This window comes from Streptomyces sp. NPDC087440, from assembly GCF_044744005.1.
GTDB lineage: Bacteria > Actinomycetota > Actinomycetes > Streptomycetales > Streptomycetaceae > Streptomyces.
Window position 1 is genome coordinate 55071 of record NZ_JBIUXN010000024.1, and the last position, 18834, is coordinate 73904.

19 protein-coding genes are annotated in these 18834 nt (G+C 71.7%); 6 read left to right on the forward strand and 13 right to left on the reverse strand.

Annotated features, from left to right (window positions below; translation table 11 throughout):
* Window positions 1-58: 58 nt before the first annotated feature.
* From ACIO3O_RS35110 to ACIO3O_RS35120, 3 genes are all read left to right on the forward strand, one after another.
* Complete coding sequence (locus ACIO3O_RS35110; protein ID WP_401752943.1) at window positions 59-1129, forward strand: substrate-binding domain-containing protein; 1071 nt, start codon at window positions 59-61, stop codon at window positions 1127-1129.
* A gap of 84 nt (window positions 1130-1213) precedes the next feature.
* A complete protein-coding gene (locus tag ACIO3O_RS35115) occupies window positions 1214-2896 on the forward strand; it encodes a sugar ABC transporter ATP-binding protein (RefSeq protein ID WP_401752944.1) in 1683 nt (560 codons plus the stop codon).
* Window positions 2897-2951: 55 nt separating this feature from the next.
* The gene (locus ACIO3O_RS35120) at window positions 2952-4001 is read left to right on the forward strand and encodes an ABC transporter permease (protein ID WP_401752945.1); all 1050 of its coding nucleotides are present in this window, start codon (window positions 2952-2954) and stop codon (window positions 3999-4001) included.
* Window positions 4002-4108: 107 nt separating this feature from the next.
* On the opposite strand, the gene ACIO3O_RS35125 is transcribed toward ACIO3O_RS35120, so the two are convergent.
* From ACIO3O_RS35125 to ACIO3O_RS35155, 7 genes are all read right to left on the reverse strand, one after another.
* Entirely contained in the window at window positions 4109-4882 is a 774-nt protein-coding gene (locus tag ACIO3O_RS35125) for an ArsR/SmtB family transcription factor (protein WP_401753023.1), read from the reverse strand.
* 85 nt (window positions 4883-4967) lie between these two features.
* Window positions 4968-5174 (reverse strand): cold-shock protein, encoded by a 207-nt coding sequence (locus ACIO3O_RS35130; RefSeq protein WP_401752946.1) that lies wholly within the window; start codon window positions 5172-5174, stop codon window positions 4968-4970.
* A gap of 114 nt (window positions 5175-5288) precedes the next feature.
* Entirely contained in the window at window positions 5289-6044 is a 756-nt protein-coding gene (locus ACIO3O_RS35135) for a DUF6461 domain-containing protein (protein ID WP_401752947.1), read from the reverse strand.
* A 61-nt stretch (window positions 6045-6105) separates the two neighbouring features.
* Window positions 6106-6936 carry an ammonia-dependent NAD(+) synthetase gene (gene nadE, locus ACIO3O_RS35140; protein ID WP_401752948.1) on the reverse strand — a complete coding sequence of 277 codons (831 nt, stop codon included), beginning with the start codon at window positions 6934-6936 and terminating at the stop codon, window positions 6106-6108.
* Window positions 6937-7115: 179 nt separating this feature from the next.
* Entirely contained in the window at window positions 7116-7589 is a 474-nt protein-coding gene (locus ACIO3O_RS35145) for an NUDIX hydrolase (protein ID WP_401752949.1), read from the reverse strand.
* A 23-nt stretch (window positions 7590-7612) separates the two neighbouring features.
* Complete coding sequence (locus ACIO3O_RS35150; protein ID WP_401752950.1) at window positions 7613-8818, reverse strand: beta-ketoacyl-[acyl-carrier-protein] synthase family protein; 1206 nt, start codon at window positions 8816-8818, stop codon at window positions 7613-7615.
* Entirely contained in the window at window positions 8815-9075 is a 261-nt protein-coding gene (locus tag ACIO3O_RS35155; protein ID WP_401752951.1) for an acyl carrier protein, read from the reverse strand. The genes ACIO3O_RS35150 and ACIO3O_RS35155 overlap by 4 nt, the downstream gene beginning before the upstream one ends.
* Before the next feature lie 173 nt (window positions 9076-9248).
* Between ACIO3O_RS35155 and ACIO3O_RS35160 the strand changes: the two genes are divergently transcribed.
* Window positions 9249-9995, forward strand: coding sequence for a lysophospholipid acyltransferase family protein (locus ACIO3O_RS35160; protein WP_401752952.1), 747 nt, complete (start codon window positions 9249-9251; stop codon window positions 9993-9995).
* 43 nt (window positions 9996-10038) lie between these two features.
* Here ACIO3O_RS35160 and ACIO3O_RS35165 read toward each other — a convergent pair whose 3' ends face one another.
* Both ACIO3O_RS35165 and ACIO3O_RS35170 read right to left on the reverse strand, forming a co-directional pair.
* Window positions 10039-11472 (reverse strand): hypothetical protein, encoded by a 1434-nt coding sequence (locus ACIO3O_RS35165; RefSeq protein WP_401752953.1) that lies wholly within the window; start codon window positions 11470-11472, stop codon window positions 10039-10041.
* Between the two features lie 89 nt (window positions 11473-11561).
* On the reverse strand, window positions 11562-13031 hold the full coding sequence (locus ACIO3O_RS35170; protein ID WP_401752954.1) for a hypothetical protein: 1470 nt from the start codon (window positions 13029-13031) through the stop codon (window positions 11562-11564).
* Between the two features lie 316 nt (window positions 13032-13347).
* On the opposite strand from ACIO3O_RS35170, the gene ACIO3O_RS35175 reads away from it, so the two are divergent.
* Window positions 13348-13701 (forward strand): hypothetical protein, encoded by a 354-nt coding sequence (locus ACIO3O_RS35175; protein WP_401752955.1) that lies wholly within the window; start codon window positions 13348-13350, stop codon window positions 13699-13701.
* Window positions 13702-13782: 81 nt separating this feature from the next.
* On the opposite strand, the gene ACIO3O_RS35180 is transcribed toward ACIO3O_RS35175, so the two are convergent.
* The gene (locus ACIO3O_RS35180) at window positions 13783-15492 is read right to left on the reverse strand and encodes a chitinase (RefSeq protein WP_401752956.1); all 1710 of its coding nucleotides are present in this window, start codon (window positions 15490-15492) and stop codon (window positions 13783-13785) included.
* A gap of 286 nt (window positions 15493-15778) precedes the next feature.
* Window positions 15779-16117, reverse strand: a complete 339-nt coding sequence (locus ACIO3O_RS35185; RefSeq protein WP_401752957.1) for a thioredoxin family protein — start codon at window positions 16115-16117, stop codon at window positions 15779-15781.
* 167 nt (window positions 16118-16284) lie between these two features.
* Between ACIO3O_RS35185 and thpR the strand changes: the two genes are divergently transcribed.
* Window positions 16285-16899, forward strand: a complete 615-nt coding sequence (thpR, locus tag ACIO3O_RS35190; RefSeq protein ID WP_401752958.1) for an RNA 2',3'-cyclic phosphodiesterase — start codon at window positions 16285-16287, stop codon at window positions 16897-16899.
* Here thpR and ACIO3O_RS35195 read toward each other — a convergent pair.
* Together ACIO3O_RS35195 and ACIO3O_RS35200 are read right to left on the reverse strand one after the other, a co-directional pair.
* A complete protein-coding gene (locus ACIO3O_RS35195; RefSeq protein ID WP_401752959.1) occupies window positions 16896-18140 on the reverse strand; it encodes an LCP family protein in 1245 nt (414 codons plus the stop codon). The genes thpR and ACIO3O_RS35195 overlap by 4 nt on opposite strands.
* 187 nt (window positions 18141-18327) lie before the next feature.
* Complete coding sequence (locus ACIO3O_RS35200) at window positions 18328-18816, reverse strand: DUF6194 family protein (RefSeq protein ID WP_401753024.1); 489 nt, start codon at window positions 18814-18816, stop codon at window positions 18328-18330.
* Window positions 18817-18834 lie beyond the last annotated feature (18 nt).

An 18834-nucleotide genomic window follows, 5' to 3' on the forward strand; every position in this document is an offset into this window, starting at 1 on the left:
CCTTCCGCCGCTCCGCCCTGCCCCTTTTCCCTCCCGCGCCTCTCTCCAGGAGCTTCACATGTCCAGCACGCCCGAAATATCACGTATATCCGTCTCCCGCCGCAGGGCGGTCGCCGCCGCCACCGGCCTCGTGCTCGCCGTCGGCCTGAGCACCGGCTGTTCCTCGGGCAAGGAGTCCACCTCGGGCACCGCCCCGGTCGCCAAGGCGGACGGCAAGATCTCGCTCACGTACCTCCAGAAGCAGGGCGACCAGGAGTACTTCGTCGGCGAGGCGGCCGGTGCGAAGGCGAAGGCCGCCGAGCTCGGCATCGACCTCAAGGTGGTCAACCTGGGCAACGACGCCAACAAGACCGTCAGTGAGGTCCAGTCCGCGATCGCCCAGAAGGCCACCGGCATCATCGTCGTCGTCCCCGACCCGGCGGTCGGCCCGCAGGTCGTGCAGACCGCCCGGGACGGCAAGGTCGCCCTGCTCACCTCCGACGACCAGATCTGCGCCACCGGCCCCGACCCGGCCGCCTGCGCCAAGAAGGACCTGGTGCCCCGCATCGGGTTCAGCGGCGAGCAGATGGGCACCGAGGTCGGCAAGCGCGCGGCGGCCGAGTTCGTCAAGGCGGGCTGGAAGCCGGAGGAGACCAAGGTCGTCTCGGCCTGGAAGCAGGACGTCACCGTCTGCGGCGACCGCGTGAAGGCCGCGCAGAAGGCGTTCGAGGCCGAGGTGAAGGGCGTCGAGGTGCTCAAGGTGTCCACCGACAACTCCCCCACCGGCGCGCAGGACAAGACCGCCGGCACCGTCACCGCCCACCCGCAGGTGAAGAACTGGGTGGTGTGGGGCTGCAACGACGAGAACGTGATGGGCGGCGTCACCGCCCTGGAGAACGCGGGCAAGAAGCCGCAGAACGTCATCGGCGTCGGCCTCGGCGCGTACCTGGCCTGCAAGGAGTGGGGCACCAGCGAGCCGACCGGCATGAAGGCGGCGCTGTTCATCAACGGGCGGGACGTCGGCGCGCTGGCCGTGCAGACGATGTACGACCGGCTGAAGAAGGGCAAGGAGTTCCCGGCGGAGGGCTTCGCCCCGACCACCATGGTCGACGCCGGGAACTGGAAGACCTCCGGCGTCACCTGCGGCTGACAACCCCCTCCCTCTCCGGCCTCTTGAGGCGACTCCTGCTGCCTCTTGAGGTGACTCCTCCTGTCCCTTGAGGTGACTCCACCCATGACCAGCCCGCCCACCGGGCCCAGCCGCTCCGACACCGCAGCCGTGGGCGTCCACGGCATCACCAAACGCTTCGGCCCCGTCCAGGCCCTCTCCGGCATCACCCTCGACTTCCCGCGCGGCCAGGTCACCGCCCTCATGGGCGAGAACGGCGCGGGGAAGTCCACCCTCCTGAAGATCCTCACCGGCGACCACCGGCCCACCGAGGGCCATGTGACGCTCAACGGCCTTCCGGTGCAGCTGAGTTCGCCTGCCGCCGCCCGCGCCGCAGGCATCCGGATCATCCCGCAGGAACCCGAGATCTTCCCGCACCTCTCCGTCGCCGAGAACGTCTACGCCGGTGCGCTGCCCCGCACCCGGGGCCGCCGGCTGGACCGCAGGGAACTGCGCCGCCGGATCGACGCCGATCTCCTGCGGTTCGGCTTCGCCGACGTGCTCGACCCGGACACCCTCGGCTCCCGCCTCACCCCCGCACAGCGTCAACTGGTCGAAGTCCTGCGGGCGTTGACCGGCGAGCGGCCGCCCGAACTGATCGCCTTCGACGAGCCGACCTCCTCCCTGTCGGAACACGAGGTGGACGCACTGTTCGCCCTCGTACGACGGCTGCGCGAGCAGGACGTCGCCCTGGTCTACGTCTCGCACCGGATGGCCGAGATCTTCCAACTCGCCGACCGCATCGCCGTGTTGCGGGACGGCGCGCTCGCCGGGGTGCAGCGGGCCGACGCGACGGACGAGCGCGCGCTCGTCCGCATGATGGTCGGACGCGACCTGTCCGCCATGTTCGTACGGGACCGCCAGGAGCCGGGCCGCCCGGTGCTGGAGGTCGAGGGGCTCACCACCGACGACGTCCGGGACGTCTCGTTCCAGGTCCGGGCCGGGGAGGTGGTCGGCCTCGCGGGTCTCGTCGGCGCGGGGCGCTCCGAACTCGCCCTCGCGCTCGCCGGGGACCTGCCGGTGCGCGGCGGAACCGTCACCCTCGACGGCACCCGGCTGCGCGGCGGCCGTCCGGGCGAGGCGATCCGGGCGGGGCTGGGGCTCGCGCCCGAGGAGCGCAAGGCGCAGGCGCTCTTCCTCCAGCAGTCCGTACGGGACAACGCCTCCCTCGTCGTACTGGACCGGCTGCGGCGCTTCCGCTTCGTCCGGCGTTCCGCGGAACGGGAGTTGACGCAGCAGTACACCGATCGCCTCCGGGTGCGCACCCCTTCGCTGGCCCAGGAGGTGGGCAAGCTGTCCGGGGGCAACCAGCAGAAGGTGGTGCTGGCGCGCTGGCTGGCGCACCGGCCGAAGGTGCTGATCCTCGACGAGCCCACCCGGGGCATCGACGTCGGCGCCAAGGCGGAGATCTACCGGATCATCGCCGACCTGGCCGAGGAGGGCGTCGCGCTCCTGGTGATCTCCTCCGAACTCCCCGAACTGCTGGGCCTGGCCGACCGGGTGCTGGTCATGCAGGGCGGCCGGATCACCGGCGAACTGGACCACGCCGAGGCCACCGAGGAGTCCATCCTCGCCCTGGCGATGTCCGACGACCTCGCTGCGGCGCCGAGAGCCTCTGGCGTGCCGGAAGCCACTGCTGTTCCGGACACCTCGGTCGCGCGGGAAGCCGCGGTCGCACCGGAAGCCACGGCCGCACCGGAAGCCGGTGTCACGCCGAAAGCCCCTGCCACCCCCGGGGCCACTTCATGACCCCCCTCGCCCCGCTCCCCCGAAGCCCCCTCACCGCCGCACTCGGAGCCACCTCATGACCCTCACCAGCCCCGCGTCACCAGCGACGAAGGACGACACCGCATCGGCCGGCCGTCCGCCCGAGCGCTCCGGCCTGCGCGGCCTCCTCGCGGGCATCGGCGGCCAGAACCTGAGCCTGGTCGGCGCGCTCGTCCTGGTCCTGGCCCTCTTCGGACTGCTCAACGACAACTACCTCACCCTGCCCAACCTCCAGGTGATCGCCGAGGCGGCCACCATCACGGGCCTGCTCGCCCTCGTACAGACCGTCGTCATCATCTGCGGCGGCCTGGACATCTCCGTGGGCTCGCAGGTCGGCGTGGCCTCCGTCGTCAGTGCGATGGCCTTCACCGCCTCGGGTTCGAACGCCCTGGTCGGCATGGTGGCGGCGCTGGCCGTCGGCGTCCTGGTCGGCGTGCTGAACGGCCTGGTCATCGTGTACGGGCGGGTCAACCCCACCATCGCGACACTGGCCGGCCTCGCCGCGTACAAGGGCCTGGCCCAGCTCCTCTCCGACGGCCGGGCGCAGGGCTACGTCCTCAACGACGACGTCTTTGTCTTCCTGGGACGCGGCAAGATCGCCGGGCTGCCGGTCATGGTGTGGATTCTGGTCGTGGTCGCCGTCGCCGTGCACCTGCTCCTCAAGTACACGGACATCGGACGCAACATCTACGCCATCGGCGGCAACGACACCGCCGCCCGGCTGGCGGGCATCAACATCAACAAGTACCTGGTCTTCGTGTACGCGCTCATCGGCGTCGTCGCGGCCGTCGCCGGAATCCTGCTGACCGCCCGCACCGGCTCCGGCCAGCCCACCTCCGGCAGCGAGGGCCTGGAGCTGAAGGCCATCACCGCGGCGGCCCTGGGCGGCTGCGCCCTGAAGGGCGGCAAGGGAGGCATCGGCGGAACGCTGCTGGCGGTGGCCCTGCTGGGCGCGCTGGAGAACGGCCTGACCGTCGAGGGCATCAACACCTTCTGGCAGAACGTGGCACAGGGGGCGCTCCTGGTGGGAGCGGTGGTCATCCAGCAGCGCCGCACCGGCGGCCGGGCGGTGGGCCTGCCCCACTGACCCCACTGCCCCACGGGCCACACTGACCCCACTGCCCCACGGGCCGCACGGGCCACACGGCCCGACGGCCCGGACCCCGCGATCGCGCGGGGCCCGGGCCGCACCCGCTACTGCTCCCCCGCACCTGCCCACATGCTGACCGGCAGGGGCTTGCCCGTCTCGGCGTACGTCTTGAGGTTCGACAGCACCATGGTCCAGCCCCCGGCGACCTGACGGCGCGCGCTCTCGTCGGGGAGGTCCACATGGGTGACCGTGAGCCGGACGGTGTCCCCGAAGGGCTTCAGCTCGAAGGTGACCCGGGACGTGCGCCCCGCGTCCTCGTCGCCGGGTTCGGCCCAGGTCAGGACGAGCCGACGCGGCGGAACCGTCTCGACGACCGTGCCCGCGACGTCGGCCGTGCCCGACCCGTCCAGCCGCTGGTGCTCCCACGCGGACCCGGTCTGCCAGTCGGAGACGTTGCGGTGGCCCCAGTAGGCGGCGGTGGCATCGGGGTCGGTCAGGCACTCCCAGACCTTCTCGGGGGTGGCGGCGATGTAGGTGGTGTAGACGAACTGGGGCTTCGGGGTACTGCTCATGGCGGTCTCTGCTTTCTCTTTCAGCGCGCTCAGCGCTCGCAGGCGGGGGCGTTCGAACCGGTCGATCCACCGCTCCTGGATCTCGTGGAGCGGCACGGGGTTGAGGTAGTGGAGTTTTTCGCGGCCCCTGCGGATCGTGCTGACGAGGTTCGCGGCCTCCAGCAGCCCGAGGTGCTGGGTGGTCGACTGCCGGGCCATGCCGACGCCCTCGCAGAGTTCGCCGAGGGTCTGGCCGTTGTTCTCGCGCAGCCGGTCGAGCAGGAGGCGGCGGGTCGGATCGGCCAAGGCCTTGAAGACCTTGTCCAGGTCGTTGCTCACCCCTCCATCATGCAGGCAAATGCCTGCATGTCAAGCGCGCCCTCCGTCACACGCCGACCACCCACGGCGACGGTCACACCCGCACGTGGTGCGCCTCCCAGCGCCCCGGCCCCAGCTCGACGGTGAAGGACACGTGCTGCCCCTCGGCGAGCACCTGCGGCTCCGCCTCGACGTCCTCGCGGCGCACGAAGATCGGGTCGCGCCGCCCGAAGGGGACGACGAACCCGTACCCCTGGCTGCGGTTGAAGTAGTCGACGTACCCCTCGCACCTGGCTTCCACGGCCGTACTCCCTCCGACGACGACATGCGCATCCCCGAGCCCCTCCCAACATGCCGCAGACGGCCCTGTCCCGCCTCAGGAGAGACGGGACAGGGCCGTTCGGGTGAAGCCGGTTCAGCGGTGTCCCGGACCTGACACGACGATCGGGGCGTTCGCCTCCGCCCAGGCCTGCGCCATGACGGTGTGGTCGGAATCGTCCGGCACCTCGCCCACCTGGTACTCGGAGCGTGCCAGCAGCTCTTCCGTGAGCCGTACGCCGGTCAGGCGCTCGGCGAGCGCGAAGACGGCCGCCTTCCCGTCGACGTCGGCAGTGAAGCCACCCACGAGGTCATCGTCGTCGACGAGGCTGAAGCCGACCTGCGTGAGCTGGTCGTTCAACGCGTCGGGGGTCGAGCCCCACCGGCTCGTCGGGTACTCGAAGCCGGTGCGCAGCTCGCCGTCCTCGTACCAGGAGAAGTGGTCCATGGGCTTTCCGCCGTTCGTCGTGTGCGAGACGGCGCGCGAACCGGCGGAGAGCGCTTCCAGGAACTCCGGCTCCATGCCCACTCCGCCGTCGAAGTGCAGGACCACCGCCCAGTCCCCGCCGTCGCCGGGCACGGTGAACACTCCGGCGAGGAAGTCGTCGGACCAGTAGTCGTCGACGTCCAGCAGGGCCGCCTGCCGATCGGCCAGTTCGGCGGCGCCCGTGCACGCCTCGCGCTGCTCGGCACCCATGGCCCGGAACACCTCGGCGGGCGTCACGCCCCGTACGAGCGTCATGGTGTAGCCGCCCTCCAGGGCATGGCGGAACACCGACCCGTGGTCGCGTATCCAGAGGTAGTCGGCGGCGGTGACAGCTGCGGCGGCGGCAGGACCCGTACGAAAGTTCATACGAGTAGCCTGCCACCGCCCACTGACAACGGTCCCCGGCCCGACTGCGGGTGACGGGCGGTCAGGGCGCGATCGGCAGCTGGCGCTTGTGCTCGGTGGCGCGGTAGCGGCGCACGATGATGTCGTACGCGGCCGGGTCGATCGCCCTGCCCTCCAGGAAGTCGTCGATCTGCTCGTACGTGACGCCGAGCGCGTCCTCGTCGGCCTTGCCGGGGCTCAGCGTCTCCAGGTCGGCGGTCGGCACCTTGCCGACCAGCTCGCCGGGCGCGCCCAGTTCGGCGCCGACGGCGCGCACGCGGCGCTTGGTCAGCCCGGTCAGCGGCACGACGTCGGCCGCACCGTCGCCGAACTTGGTGAAGAAGCCGGAGACCGCCTCGGCCGCGTGGTCGGTGCCGACGACGAGGCCGCTCTTGGCGCCCGCGACCGCGAACTGGGCGATCATCCGCTGCCGGGCCTTGATGTTGCCGTGCACGAAGTCCTGCTGGTGGGCGTCGCGGAATTCCGTCCCACCGGCGATCAGGGCCTCCAGCGAGGCATCGCTCGCACCCTTCACGTCCACGGTGAGCACCTCGTCGGCCCGGATGAACTCCAGGGCCCGCTGGGCGTCCTTCTCGTCGGCCTGGACGCCGTACGGCAGCCGCATCGCGTAGAAGGTGGCCTCGCCACCGCCCTCCCGCACCCGCTCGACGGCGAGCTGGCAGAGCCGTCCCGCGGTCGTCGAGTCCACGCCGCCGCTGATGCCCAGCACCAGCGAGCGCAGTCCGGTGGAGGTGAGCTGCCCGGCGAGGAAGGCGACCCGCTTCTCGATCTCCTGCTGCGCGTCGAAGGACGCGCCGACGTGGAGATCCCGGGCGATTTCCTGCTGCTCGGACGTGGGCGCCTGCTCGGTCACGGTTGCTCCTCGATCGGAGTTCGGGCCCCGTGAAGGGAGGTGCCGGGGGCGAGTGACGCCTCCGGACCGGGGGCCGCCGGGGTGTCTAAGGGGACAGACAGCACTCTAAGCGACGCGAGTGGTGTCCTGATCAGGGCATACGGTCAGGCCGTTCGGGTCGTACGTACGAGACCGCGCGCTCAGTGTTCGACCAGCCCGCCGAGCGGAACCGGGGGAACATGACCGGAGGCCGGGGCGTCCCGCTCCAGCGCGAGCCCGACGTCGACGAGCGACGAACGCCGCAGCGCGGGCACGTCGGCGAGCGGCGTCCAGACCGACTCGGCGGTCTCACCGTTCGGTTCGGGCCGCATGCGGCCGCCGGTGATGCGGACCCGGTAGAAGACGCCCACGTTGTGGAGTGCGGGACGCCCCGCCACATGACGTTCCGCCGCGGGAACCGTGCGGGAGTCCACCCCGAGGATGCGCACCACTTCGGCATCGAGCCCGGTTTCCTCGGCGACCTCCCGCACCACCGCGTCGACCGGGTCCTCACCGCCCTCCACCTGACCACCGGGCAGCGTCCAGACCTGCTCCCCGTCGGGCTTCACGGCGTGGGCGAGCAGCAGCCTGCCGTCCTCGATGCACACGGCGTACGCCGCCAGTCGCAGATCCATCGGGCGAGGCTATCGGGCACCCCTCACCCCCTCGCCAGCACCGCCACCGCGTTGTGGCCGCCGAAGCCGAAGGACGTGGTCAGGGCGATGGGGCCCGGTGAAGGGCGGGGGTGGGCCATGACGGCGTCGATGTCCAGGGACTTGTCCAGCTCCGTCAGGCCCGCCGTCGGTGGGACCACGCCCGCGTTCAGGGCGAGCACCGTGAGGCCCGCCTCGATCGTTCCGGCGGCTCCCATCGTGTGGCCGAGGGCGCCCTTCGACGACGTCACCGGGGGGCGGTGGGGGAAGACGCGGTGCAGCAGGGCGCCCTCCACCGCGTCGTTGCGCGGTGTCGAGGTGCCGTGTGCGTTGATGTGGGCGATGTCCTCGGGGAGGAGGGAGGCGTCCGCGAGGGCGGCCCGTACCGCGCGTTCCGCGCCGCGGCCCTCGGGGTCCGGGGCCACCAGGTGGTGGGCGTCGGTGGAGGCTCCGTACCCGATCAGGCGGGCGAGCACCTGAGCCCCCCGCGCCTGGGCGTGTTCGGGGCGTTCGAGGACCAGCGTGCCCGCGCCCTCCGCGATCACAAAGCCGTCGCGTTCCGCGTCGAACGGGCGGGAGGCCCGGTCGGAGAGCGCCCCGAGCTGGGTGAAGCCGGTGACGATGAGCCGGGTGAGGGGGGATTCCGCGCCGCAGACGAGGGCGATGTCGCACTGGTCGGTGGCCAGCAGGTCGCGGGCCGCGCCCAGGGCGGTCGTGCCGGAGGCGCAGGCCGTGGAGAGGGCGACGGTCGGACCCGTGACGCCGAAGCGCAGGGCGATGTTGGCGCACGCCATGTTGATCAGGTAGCCGGTGAGGAAGTACGCGGAGACGCTCCCGGGACCACGTTCGGCGAGTCGCGCGGTGGCCGCCGCCTCGGAGTGGACGCCCCCGGTGCCGTGCCCGGTGACGACCGCGACCCGGGTCCCGTCCCACTCGGCGGGGTCCAGACCCGCCTGCTCCAGGGCCTGCGCGGTGGCGGCGAGGGCGAGCCGGCCCACGGGGTCGAGGGCGGAGGAGCCGCGGTGGCGCAGGACGGGGTGGTCGAACTCCGGGACCCGGCAGGTCAGGGACACCGGAAGGTCGTGCAGGCGCGGGTCGGGTGCGGCGGTGGAGCGGCCCTTGCGGACCGCGGCCCAGGTGGACTCCCGGTCGGGACCCGCCGCGGTGACCAGCCCGATGCCCGTCACCACCGGGGCGAAGGCGGGCTTCACGCGCGGGCCCTCCGTTCGTCGACGCGGGAGACGAACTCGCCGAGGGTGAGGTCGCGCAGGTCCTCCTCGCCCAGCTTGACGCCCAGTTCGTCCTGGAGGGTGATGGCCATCTCGACCACCATGAGGGAGTCGATGAGGAGCGCGGTCATCGGGGTGGCTTCCCGGACGTCGGCGGGGTCGGCCTCGAACTTCCCCACGAGAAGGCCGGTGACGATGTCCAGGGTGTCCCGGGTGTCCAGCTGTGCGGAGGTACTCATGTCGCCCTTCCACGGGGTCATTTGAGAGTTGGTCGGGGGTCGTTTGAGGGTCGGTCGGGGTGTTTGGGGTGATTCGGTGCTGTCCGGCACTGTATCGACAAGTTCCGGGCACTCCGTCGACATACTTGGCCAATTCCCCTATTGGGCTTCTGAGTACGTGAGGCGGACTGGCCGTGCAGGAGTTGGATTCCGTGCAGGAATGGGTGGAGGACGTCGGCGACAAAGCGCTGCGGGGGCTGCTGGCCTGGCTCTCCGAGGCGTATTTCCGGGTGGAGACCTCCGGAATGGAGAACATTCCGGAATCGGGTCCGGTGATACTTGTCGCCAATCATTCCGGAGCCTGGGCGCTCGACGGTTTCATCCTGAATGAAGTGCTGGACCGGGACCTGCCGCGGCAGGTCGACATCATGGCGTCGAGTCTGGTGTTCAGGTTCCCCGTCGTCGCCTCGACCGCGCGCAAGGCCGGAATCTTCGAGAACGACCCGACGGTGGGGCTGAGTCGGCTGACGGAGGGCCGGGCCGTCGGGCTGTTCCCCGAGGGCTTCGCGGGCGTGCGCAAACCGTTCCGGCAGCGGTACCGGCTGCGTACGTTCAGTACGGGATTCGCGGTGACGGCGATGCGGGCCGGAGCGCCGGTGGTGCCCGTGTCGATCGTGGGCGCGGAGGAGGCGTATCCGAAGCTCGGCGAGGTCGATTTCCTGGCGCAGTTGACCGGGCTGCCCTATTTCCCGGTCACCACGCTGCTGCCGCTGCCGTCGAAATGGCTGATCTCCTTCGGGAAGCCGATTCCCGCTCCCGTACGGTCGGACTCCTTCGCCGAACGGGCCGCGGCGGCACGGCTGTTGTGCGACGAGGCGCAGGCGACGGTGCAGAAGATGGTGGACCGGGACAGGGCGCGGCGGACGTCGCCGTTCCACTGACACTGACACTGGCCACCCGGTGGGCACCCGGTGGGCACCCGGCTCAATGGGCCAGCCAGCGCGCCGCGTTCCGTACGTCGGCCGCCGCGCGGCGGCAGCGCTCCGCGTGGGCGAGCAGCAGCATCCGGGAGCGTTCGCCGACGGCGTCGTGGTTCCAGCCGCTGTCGCGGGCGCACTCGGCGAGCCGCTGGGCGTGCTCTTCGAGGCTGCGCGCGCTCTCCCTGCTCAGGGCCGCGTAGTGGGCGGGGGTGCGGCCCTGGGCGGGGGCGGGCGCGGGCTCGGCCGACGGGGCCGGAGCGGCGGGGTCCGTACCGGTGAGGGCGATCGCGAGGGCGGCCGGGGGCAGGCTCGTGGGCAGGTCGTCCGGGTCGAGGCGGGGTGCCAGTACGACGGGTTCGACGGCGTCGACGAGGGCGCCGACCAGCGCGCGGGCGGTGAACACGGCCAGGTCCGCCGCCTCGCACGTGCCCGGCACCGCGCACAGCGAGGGCGCCGCCGCGCCCGGGCCCTCCGCGAGGTCGTTCAGCCAGGCGGTGGCGCACAGGACGTCCGTTCCGGCCTCGATGGACACGTCGTGCCAGCGGAAGGGTGCGAGCACCTCGTAACTCGTCGCCGCCCGGGGCGGATAGCGGCGCAGCGCCTCGTCGACGGCGGCTGAGACCCGTTCCTCCGGAGGCATGACGGGCTGCACGGCGAGCAGTGCGAGGGCCTGGCGCGCGGTGTGCGTGGTGGCCTGGGTGAGCAGGTCGAGGGTGTGCTCAACGGCCGCGGCGGTCTCCTCGCCACCCACCGTCGACGCGTCCGACAGGTCCGCGAGGCCGCCGCCGTCGCGCAGGTACGGGGCGAGGCGGCGGCGCAGCGCGGCGGCCCGGTCGGTGTACTCGTGGGCGTCCTCGGAACTGCCCGCCGCCGCCAGCAAGTCGCTGAGCAGGGTGTCGTCGGCCGCCGCCGCACCCAGCACGACCCGCCTGACCAGGCGTCGCGCCACCGTGCACCAGTCCTCCCAGGACACGGTGGCGTCGGCGTGCCGGGCGGCGATCAGGTGCGCCGCCTCCTGGGCGGCGAGCGTGTGCACGTCCCGCAGGAACGACGGCGGTACGGGGAGCGCCGCGTGCGGGGCGACCGGGTGGCGGCGGCCGTCGGGGGTGAGGTGGTCGGCGCGGCCGAGCGCTCCCGCGTCGTGGGCGTGGCCCAGCAGGTCGGCGGCGTCGTCGGCGTCGAGCGGGGCGAGGTAGGCGCCGAACGGGGTGTGCAGCCGGACCGGGCGGCCCGAGGTGCTGCCCTTGAGGTGGGCCAGGAGCTGCCGGGTGAGGCTCTCGCGGGTGAGGGGCGTCAGCCCGAGCGCGCGGGCGGGCGCGTCGATCCACGGAATCCGCTGGGCGGCCAGGGCGGCACCGAACAGGACGTTCTCCAGCGGCCGGGCGGTGGCGGGCCCGCGGGACTCACGGGACTCGGTCGGGTCGTCGAGGACGGTCATCGGGCGGCCTTTCGTGGCGTACGAGGGCGTGGTGGGCCGGTGGGGACGGACCGGGCGGGGCCGGGGGGCGACGCGGCCCGACGGGGCGGCTACTTGTCGAGCAGCAGATACGGCTGGTTGCCGACGATCTCGCCGTCGTAGTCAGCGATCAGCGCGTTCACGTGCTCCCGGTGCTGGGGCATGGCATTGCGCAGCGTGCCCGAGTACGACTGGGGCGCGTGGGACAGCGGATAGTCGTACGTGTCGTCCAGCCACGCCAGTTCGACCCAGTGCCCGGGAATGTCGTTCGGGGACGAGGGGCCCCGTCCGTCCAGGTTGGGGATGACGTCGTACTTGTTGACGAGGCTGATGACCTGGGTGTTCGGGTCGGCGGGCCGCTTGTTGTCGATGGGCGAGCCGACGGTGACGATGTGCGTGAGCCGGTACGTCGACACCAGGTCGAGGTCGGTGGCCAGGTTCATCGCGGTGATCCCGCCGAGGCTGTGCCCGACGACCATCAGGTCCGAGCCGACCGGGACACCCGAGCGCAGCAGCAGTTGCTTCGCGGCACGCGTGTACGTCGTGTCGGTGCGCAGCATGCCGTCGAAAGCGCCGACGACGTCCTGCGGGGTGCTGTTGCGCAGTCGGCCGAAGCTGGTGCCGGGCAGCAGCAGGACGTGCCGGACGGTGCCGTCGGCGCACTCGATGCGGCGCAGCAGGGCCAGGCCGTGGTTGCCGAGGGCGGCGATGTCGTCGATGTAGCTGACGATCTCGTTGCTGGAGCGGGTCAGGCAGCGTTCCAGGATGGCGTCGGGCTCGGTGCGTTCGGCGCGGCCGGGGCCGGGGTTGAGGTAGCGGATGAGCCCGGCGGGCAGACCGACGAAGGGATCCGTGTCGGGAACACCGCCGGCCAGGGTCACCCAGGCGAAGTCGTCGTTGGCGGGGTTCTCGTCGAGCAGGGCGATCAGCGCGAGCAGCTCCATGAGGACGGGGCTGACGGTGGTCAGGGTGCGGGTGAGGCCCATGAGGTCGACCAGGCGGCCTGCCGCGCGGATCGCGTCGAGCCGTCTGCCCGCCACCAAGGCGTCGGTGAGGTCCTTGGCCAGGGGCGCGGCGAGGTTGGGGTGCTCGACGGCGGCGGCCTCGATGCGCATCGCGAAGGCGTCGACGGCCATGGCGACGGGGGTCGACCTGAGCCGGGCGAGGGCGGCGGCCGAGCGGGTGGTCTCGCCGACGACGCCCCCGTTGGCGGTGAAGCCGAGCCCGCCGGGGTTGGTGAGCGCGCGGGCGGTGGCGGCCAGGGCGCCCATGGCCCACAGGGGCCGCTTGAGCGCGTCGAGGCCGACCCGCCAGCTGAAGGTGGCGGCGGTCATCTCGGCACCGGCCTGCTTGGCGGCCAGCGCGGCGTCGGCGAGCAGCACGGACGCCCTGATCAGGAGCTCGGGGTCGGTACCCCCGGGCGGCGGGTCCACCGGCGCCTCCAGCACGGCGGGCGCGACCGCCCCGGCCTCCTCGGACGCCCCCTTCCGCCCCGCCTTGTGCCGTACGTCGGTGTCCTTGCTGGCCGTACGGGTTGCCATCGCGGCCACCTCTATCCCTGTCGCGGTGCCTGTGTGCCCGTGCCGTGCGTGCGCGCTTCCGTACGCATCCACGCGTACCTACGGAGGCGTTACGTTCCTACACACACCCGCACCACTCCACCGGAGCCACGCACACCCGGCAACGGGACGACACCCGTTCGGGGCACAGGGCGCTCCGGCGGCCAGGGGAAACTCCGTGGCCACCGTCCCGCGCGGTGCCTGGCCTTCTGCCACCCGGCGCGCATGCGCCGCCCCCTGCACGCATGCCCATCCGGCGCACCTGCGCCCCCCTGCACGAGAGCGAGCGGACCACACCATGGCGACCGACCGGCCGACGACGACCCTGTGGCGCCCCACCGGGCCCGTGGAGCTGGAGCTCGTGCGGGAGCTGGGGTGGCGGGCGTGGCCGCCCCGGCTGCCGGAGCAGCCGATCTTCTACCCGGTTCTCAACGAGGACTACGCGATCCGCATCGCCCGCGACTGGAACGTCAAGCACGACGGCGCGGGCTTCGTGACGCGGTTCGAGGTCGAATCGGAGTTCCTGCGCCGGTATCCGGTCCAGCAGGCGGGTGGCCGGACGATCCTCGAACTGTGGGTTCCGGCCGCGGAGTTGGCGGAGTTCAATGCGCACATCGTCGGTGGGATCACCGTCGTGCACGAGTTCCGCTGAGGGGTGCGTGCACGTGGGACACCCTGCCCGTACGGTCATGTCCCGTACGGGCAGGGTGCGTTGGGGGGGGGAGGGGCGGGGTTAGGGGAGGGCGTGGACGTGGGGGCCGACCGCGTTGGACCAGGCGTTGGCGGCCGTGGCGTCCCAGTTGGTGGACCAGGTCATGGCGCCGCGCAGGGCGGGATAGGTCTTGCTGGGCTTGAAGGTGCCGCAGCCCGTGCCCTTGGCGAGGCAGTCGAGGGCGTTGTTGACGACGGCCGGGGAGACGTAGCCGCTGCCCGCGCCCCGGGTCGAGGCGGGGACGCCCAGCCCGACCTGGGAGGCGTCGAGGCCGCCTTCCAGCTGGATGCAGGCCAGTGCGGTGAGGAAGTCGACGGAGCCCTGGCTGTAGACCTTGCCGTCGCAGCCCAGCATGGCGCCGGAGTTGTAGTACTGCATATTGACGACGGTGAGGATGTCCTTCACGGCGAGGGCGGACTTGAAGTACTCGGTGCCGGTGGACTGCATGTCGATGGTCTGGGGGGCCATCGTGAGGACCATGTTCGGGCCCGCCTTGGCGGAGAGCTGGCGCAGGGCCTTGGTCAGGTAGGTGGAGTTGATGCCGTGTTCGAGGTCGATGTCGACGCCGTTGAAGCCGTACTCCTGCATGAGCGCGTAGGCGCTGTTGGCGAAGGCGGTGGCGGAGGCGTCACTGTTGATGGTGACGTTGCCCTTCTCGCCGCCGATGGACAGGATCACCGACTTGCCCGCCGTCTTCTTCGCGGCGATGTCGGCCTTGAAGTCGGCGACGTTGGCGTAGCCCACCGCGGGGTCCAGGTTGAAGGTGATCTGGCCGGGCGTGGCCGTCGAGTCGGCGAAGGAGACGGCGATGATGTCGTACTGGGCCTGTACGTCGCGCAGCTTCTGGACGGTCGCGCCGTTGTTGAAGTTCTGCCAGTAGCCGGTCAGGGCGTGCTTGGGGACGTTGGGGTTGGGGCCGGGTCCGGTGTCGACCTTGGCGGTGCGGCCGCTGACGGCTGTCGACTTGGCTGATTCGCCTGCCGCGTTCACCGCGGTGACCTGGAAGTCGTAGGCCGTGTCGGGGGTCAGGCCGGTGACGGTGGTGGACGTGCCGGTGACCGCGGGGAGCTTCGTGGCGCCCCGGTAGACGTTGTACGAGGTGGCGCCCGTGGCGCCGGACCAGGAGAGGGTGAGGGAGGTCGAGGTGGGCGAGCCGACGGTCAGGCCGGAGGGGGTCGCGGGGATGCCGGGCTCCGGGTCGGTGCCGCCGCCCCCGTCCGGGCCGAAGACCGAGACGTCGTCGACGAAGTAGGCGGCCTGGCCGTACCAGCCGTGGGTGTAGACGGTGACGGTCTTGGTGTTCGGGCCCGCCTTGAAGGTGGTGGTGAGCTGCTTCCAGTCGGTGGAGCCGGGGGACCAGGTCGACACGTCGGTGGTGCCGGTGCCGCTCGCGCCGAGGTAGGCGTAGCCGCCCTGGGTCCAGGCGGAGAGGGTGTAGGTCGCACCGGGCTTCACGGCGACGGCCTGGGAGCAGCGGGCGTTGTCCTGACCGGCGGGGGTGGCCTGGAGGGCGGAGGCCCCGGTGCGGACGGGGGTGGCGGTCGAACTGCCTGCCGTACAGGTCCAGTTGGCGAGGCCGGATTCGAAGCCCGCGTTCTTGGCGACGTTGAGGTCGGCGGCCTGGGCGGTGGGGGCGGTGGCCATGCCGACGGCGGCGAGCGCGGCGGTGGTGAGGGCGGCCGTGAGGGCGGAGCGGCGGTGTCTGGGGGCGGGGGTGCGCTGGGGGTCCACGGGGTGCCTCCGGGGAGAGGGGTGGTGGGGAGGGGGTGTGGATACGGTGGCCACCGTGGGGGGCAATCTGGTCCAGACCAATGGGCTTGTCAAGACCTTTGGCGGAGAAGGGGAATGGGGGGTTCGGGGGTTCTGTGTGCGGGCGGGTGGGTGGGTGCTGTTCGTGCCGGGGGCGCTGCCCCCGGACCACCGGGTTTCGCCCCGGTCCCGCCCCTTCACCCAGAGCGCTCGCCGCGCGGCTTGTGATGGGTTGCTCGCGCAGTTCCCCGCGCCCCTGGCGGGGCGCTCAGAGGTGGGGGTGCAGGAAGGCGGCCAGGCCGGGTCGGTCCAGTGGGCCGGAGATGGTGGCGAGGGGCTCTCCCCCGCGGAGCAGGACCAGCGTCGGGGCTCCCGTCACCCCGTACCGCTTCACCGGCAGCGGGCACCGTGTGATGTCCGCCTTCAGGACGGTCAGGCGGCCCGCGTACTCCTCGGCCGCCTCACCCACCACCACGTCCATCTCCTTGCACACCTGCACCGCCTTCGGCCACGTCCCGCCGAAGTACGCCAGCACCGGGCCCTCCACCCTCGCCAGCACGAAGTCGAACTCGGCGCTCTCCCTCGGCTGATGCATCCTGCTCGCCACCGGCACTCCTCTTTCGTTCCGTTCGCGTCCGCACATGTGCGCAGGTTCCATCATCCCCGGCGCGCAGCCTTGTCCCGCCGCAAGCGGAGGGAGTCCGGGATTCCGCGCACCACCCGCCGGGCGGGCGGCTAGGGGGCGTCGGTGCGCGTGCGGTACGAATGGGTGCCGTGCACCCCGAGAACGGCCTCCCCGAGAACTCCCCCACCACCCGCGTCTTCGTCGCCCTCGCCCCTCCCGACCCGGCGAAGGACGAGCTGGCGCGGGCGCTGGGGCCCGCCTACGCGGCGTACCCGCGCATGCGGTGGAACCGGATCGAGGACTGGCATCTGACCCTCGCCTTCCTCGGTGAGCAGCCGGTGGCCGCGGTGGACCTGCTGCGTGCCCCGCTCGCGGAGCTGGCGGCGTCCCGGGCGCCGCTGTCCTTCGCCCTGACCGGCGGCGGGCACTTCGACGAGCGGGTGCTGTGGAGCGGGATCGAGGGGGACCTGGAGGCCTTGCAGCTGCTGGCCGAGGAGGTGCGGGCGCTGGTCAGGGAAGCCGGGATCGCCTTCCCGGAGCGTCGGCTGCGGCCGCATCTGACGCTGGCCAGGACCCGGCGGGACGATCCGGCGTCCGTCGTGGAGGTCGCCGCGTCGCTGAGCGGGTTCGCCGGGACGGCCTGGCGGGCGGCGCGGCTGCACCTGGTGGCCAGCAACTTCGGGCGCGGGCCGGGGCCGATCCGGTACCGGGATGTGGCGTCCTGGGCCTTCCGGGATCCGGCGGCCGGCGGTCACAGCCGCTAGTCGCTCTTGACCAGCTTGCCCGCGTCCACCTTGTCGCCCGCCGAGTCCTTCGTGACCGACTCCGGGATCGGCTTGTCCTCGCGCAGCGACTGCCAGAGGACCTGCGACTGCTCCTTGAGCGGGATCACCCGGTACTTGTCCTTGGCGTCGTAGTCGATCGGCAGCGTGATCATCGTCATGTCCTTGGCGCCGATCCCGCTGAGCGAGTTGCCGAAGGTCAGGAGCGAGGGGACCGAGCCCAGGCCAGAGTCGGTGGTGACGGTGCGGGTGGCGCTGTCCGCGAGGTCGTAGAGCTTCTTCGGGTTGCTGATGATGCCGACGTCCTTGACCTGCTCCATCAGCGCCTTGACGAAGGCCTGCTGGAGCTGGATGCGGCCCAGGTCGCTGCTGTCGCCGACGGTCTTGCGGGTGCGGACCAGGCCGAGGGACTGCTCGCCGTTCAGCTGGTGGGTGCCCGCCGGGAGTCGCAGCTTGCTCTTCGGGTCGTCGATGTCCTTGGTGGTGGTGATCGAGACACCGCCGAGTTCGTCGATGAGCTGCTTGAAGCCGTTGAAGTCGACTTCCAGGTAGTGGTCCATGCGGATGCCGCTGAGCCGCTCCACCGCCTTGACCGCGCAGACCGGGCCGCCTATCTCGTACGCCGTGTTGAACACCTGCCGCTCCGCCTCGGGGCGCAGCTTGCCGCTGTTGCTCTGGCACTCGGGGCGGGTCACCAGGGTGTCGCGGGGTATGGAGACGACGCTGGCCTTCTCGTGGCCCGCGTGGACGTGGACGACCATGGAGATGTCGGCGCGGGCGCTGCCCACGTCCTTGCCGTACGCGCCGTTGGGGCCGCGGCGGGAGTCGGAGCCGAGGACGAGGATGTCGAGCGAGCCGTTGTCGACCTCGGCGGGGCGGTTGGTGCCGAGCGCGCCCTCGATGTCGACCTGCTTGAGGTTGCCGTCGAGGCTGAAGTAGACCCAGGCCATGCCGGTGCCGCCGAGCACCACCAGCGCGGCCAGCACCCACTTCAGCGTGCGGAACCGGCCGCGCGGCCTGCGCCTGCCCCGCCGGTTCGCGGCCCTGCCCCCACCGCCCCCACCGCCCTGGGCACGGCGGGCGGCGGCGCGGCCCTGGTAGGGCTCGGCGGGCTCGGCGTGGGACTGGCGGGTGGGCTCGTCGTACGAGCGGGCCCTCGGTGACGGCTGCGCGCGGCGGCCCCGGCTCGCCGCCCCGCGACTGTTCTTGCCTCTGCTCCCCATGCCCCGACCAGCCCCTCACCGCTTGCCCTCGCACCCCCTGCCATCACGGAATTGGGGACGGAAAAATCGACATTTTGTCCGCGCCTGACGGCAGGCGCTGCACGGTCAGACATCCGAGGAGATCGAAAGGTTGTACGGGAATTTGATTTTCCTTTGCGATCACTTGCCCTGCTGCTGACCAGCTGTTTTATTCATGGTCACCGGTTTGTTCACGGTCACCCGCCGCGCGCCGTCGCAGGACCCGGGCCGTCGCCGCCTCGTGCGCCTCGCGCAGCAGCCGGTGCAGCGTCTCCGTCGTGCGGGCGGCGGGGTTGACGACGCAGAGCCAGCCGAGCTCCCCGTACACCGGGTGCGGCAGCACGACGTCGGCGGCCGCGTGATCGCGGGGCAGCGCGAGGCTCCGGGGCTCTTCCCCGGTGAACGCCCGGAAGGTCGCGCGGTCGACGTGGACGTTGACCCGCCAGCGGCCGGGGGCGTCGAGGGCGGAATCCGTGTCGCCCGGGTAGTCCTTCGTGACGACCGTGGCGTACGGCTGGACGGTCTGCGGCACCTGTCCGTCGGGCGCGTAGTAGCAGAACGCGTCGCCCCACACCTGCTCCGGAGTGCCGTCGCCCTCGCGCGGTTCGAGGATCAGCGCGCCGGGGAGGGTGCGCACGGCGGCCAGGATCTGTTCGATACTCGTGTCGTCGGTCAT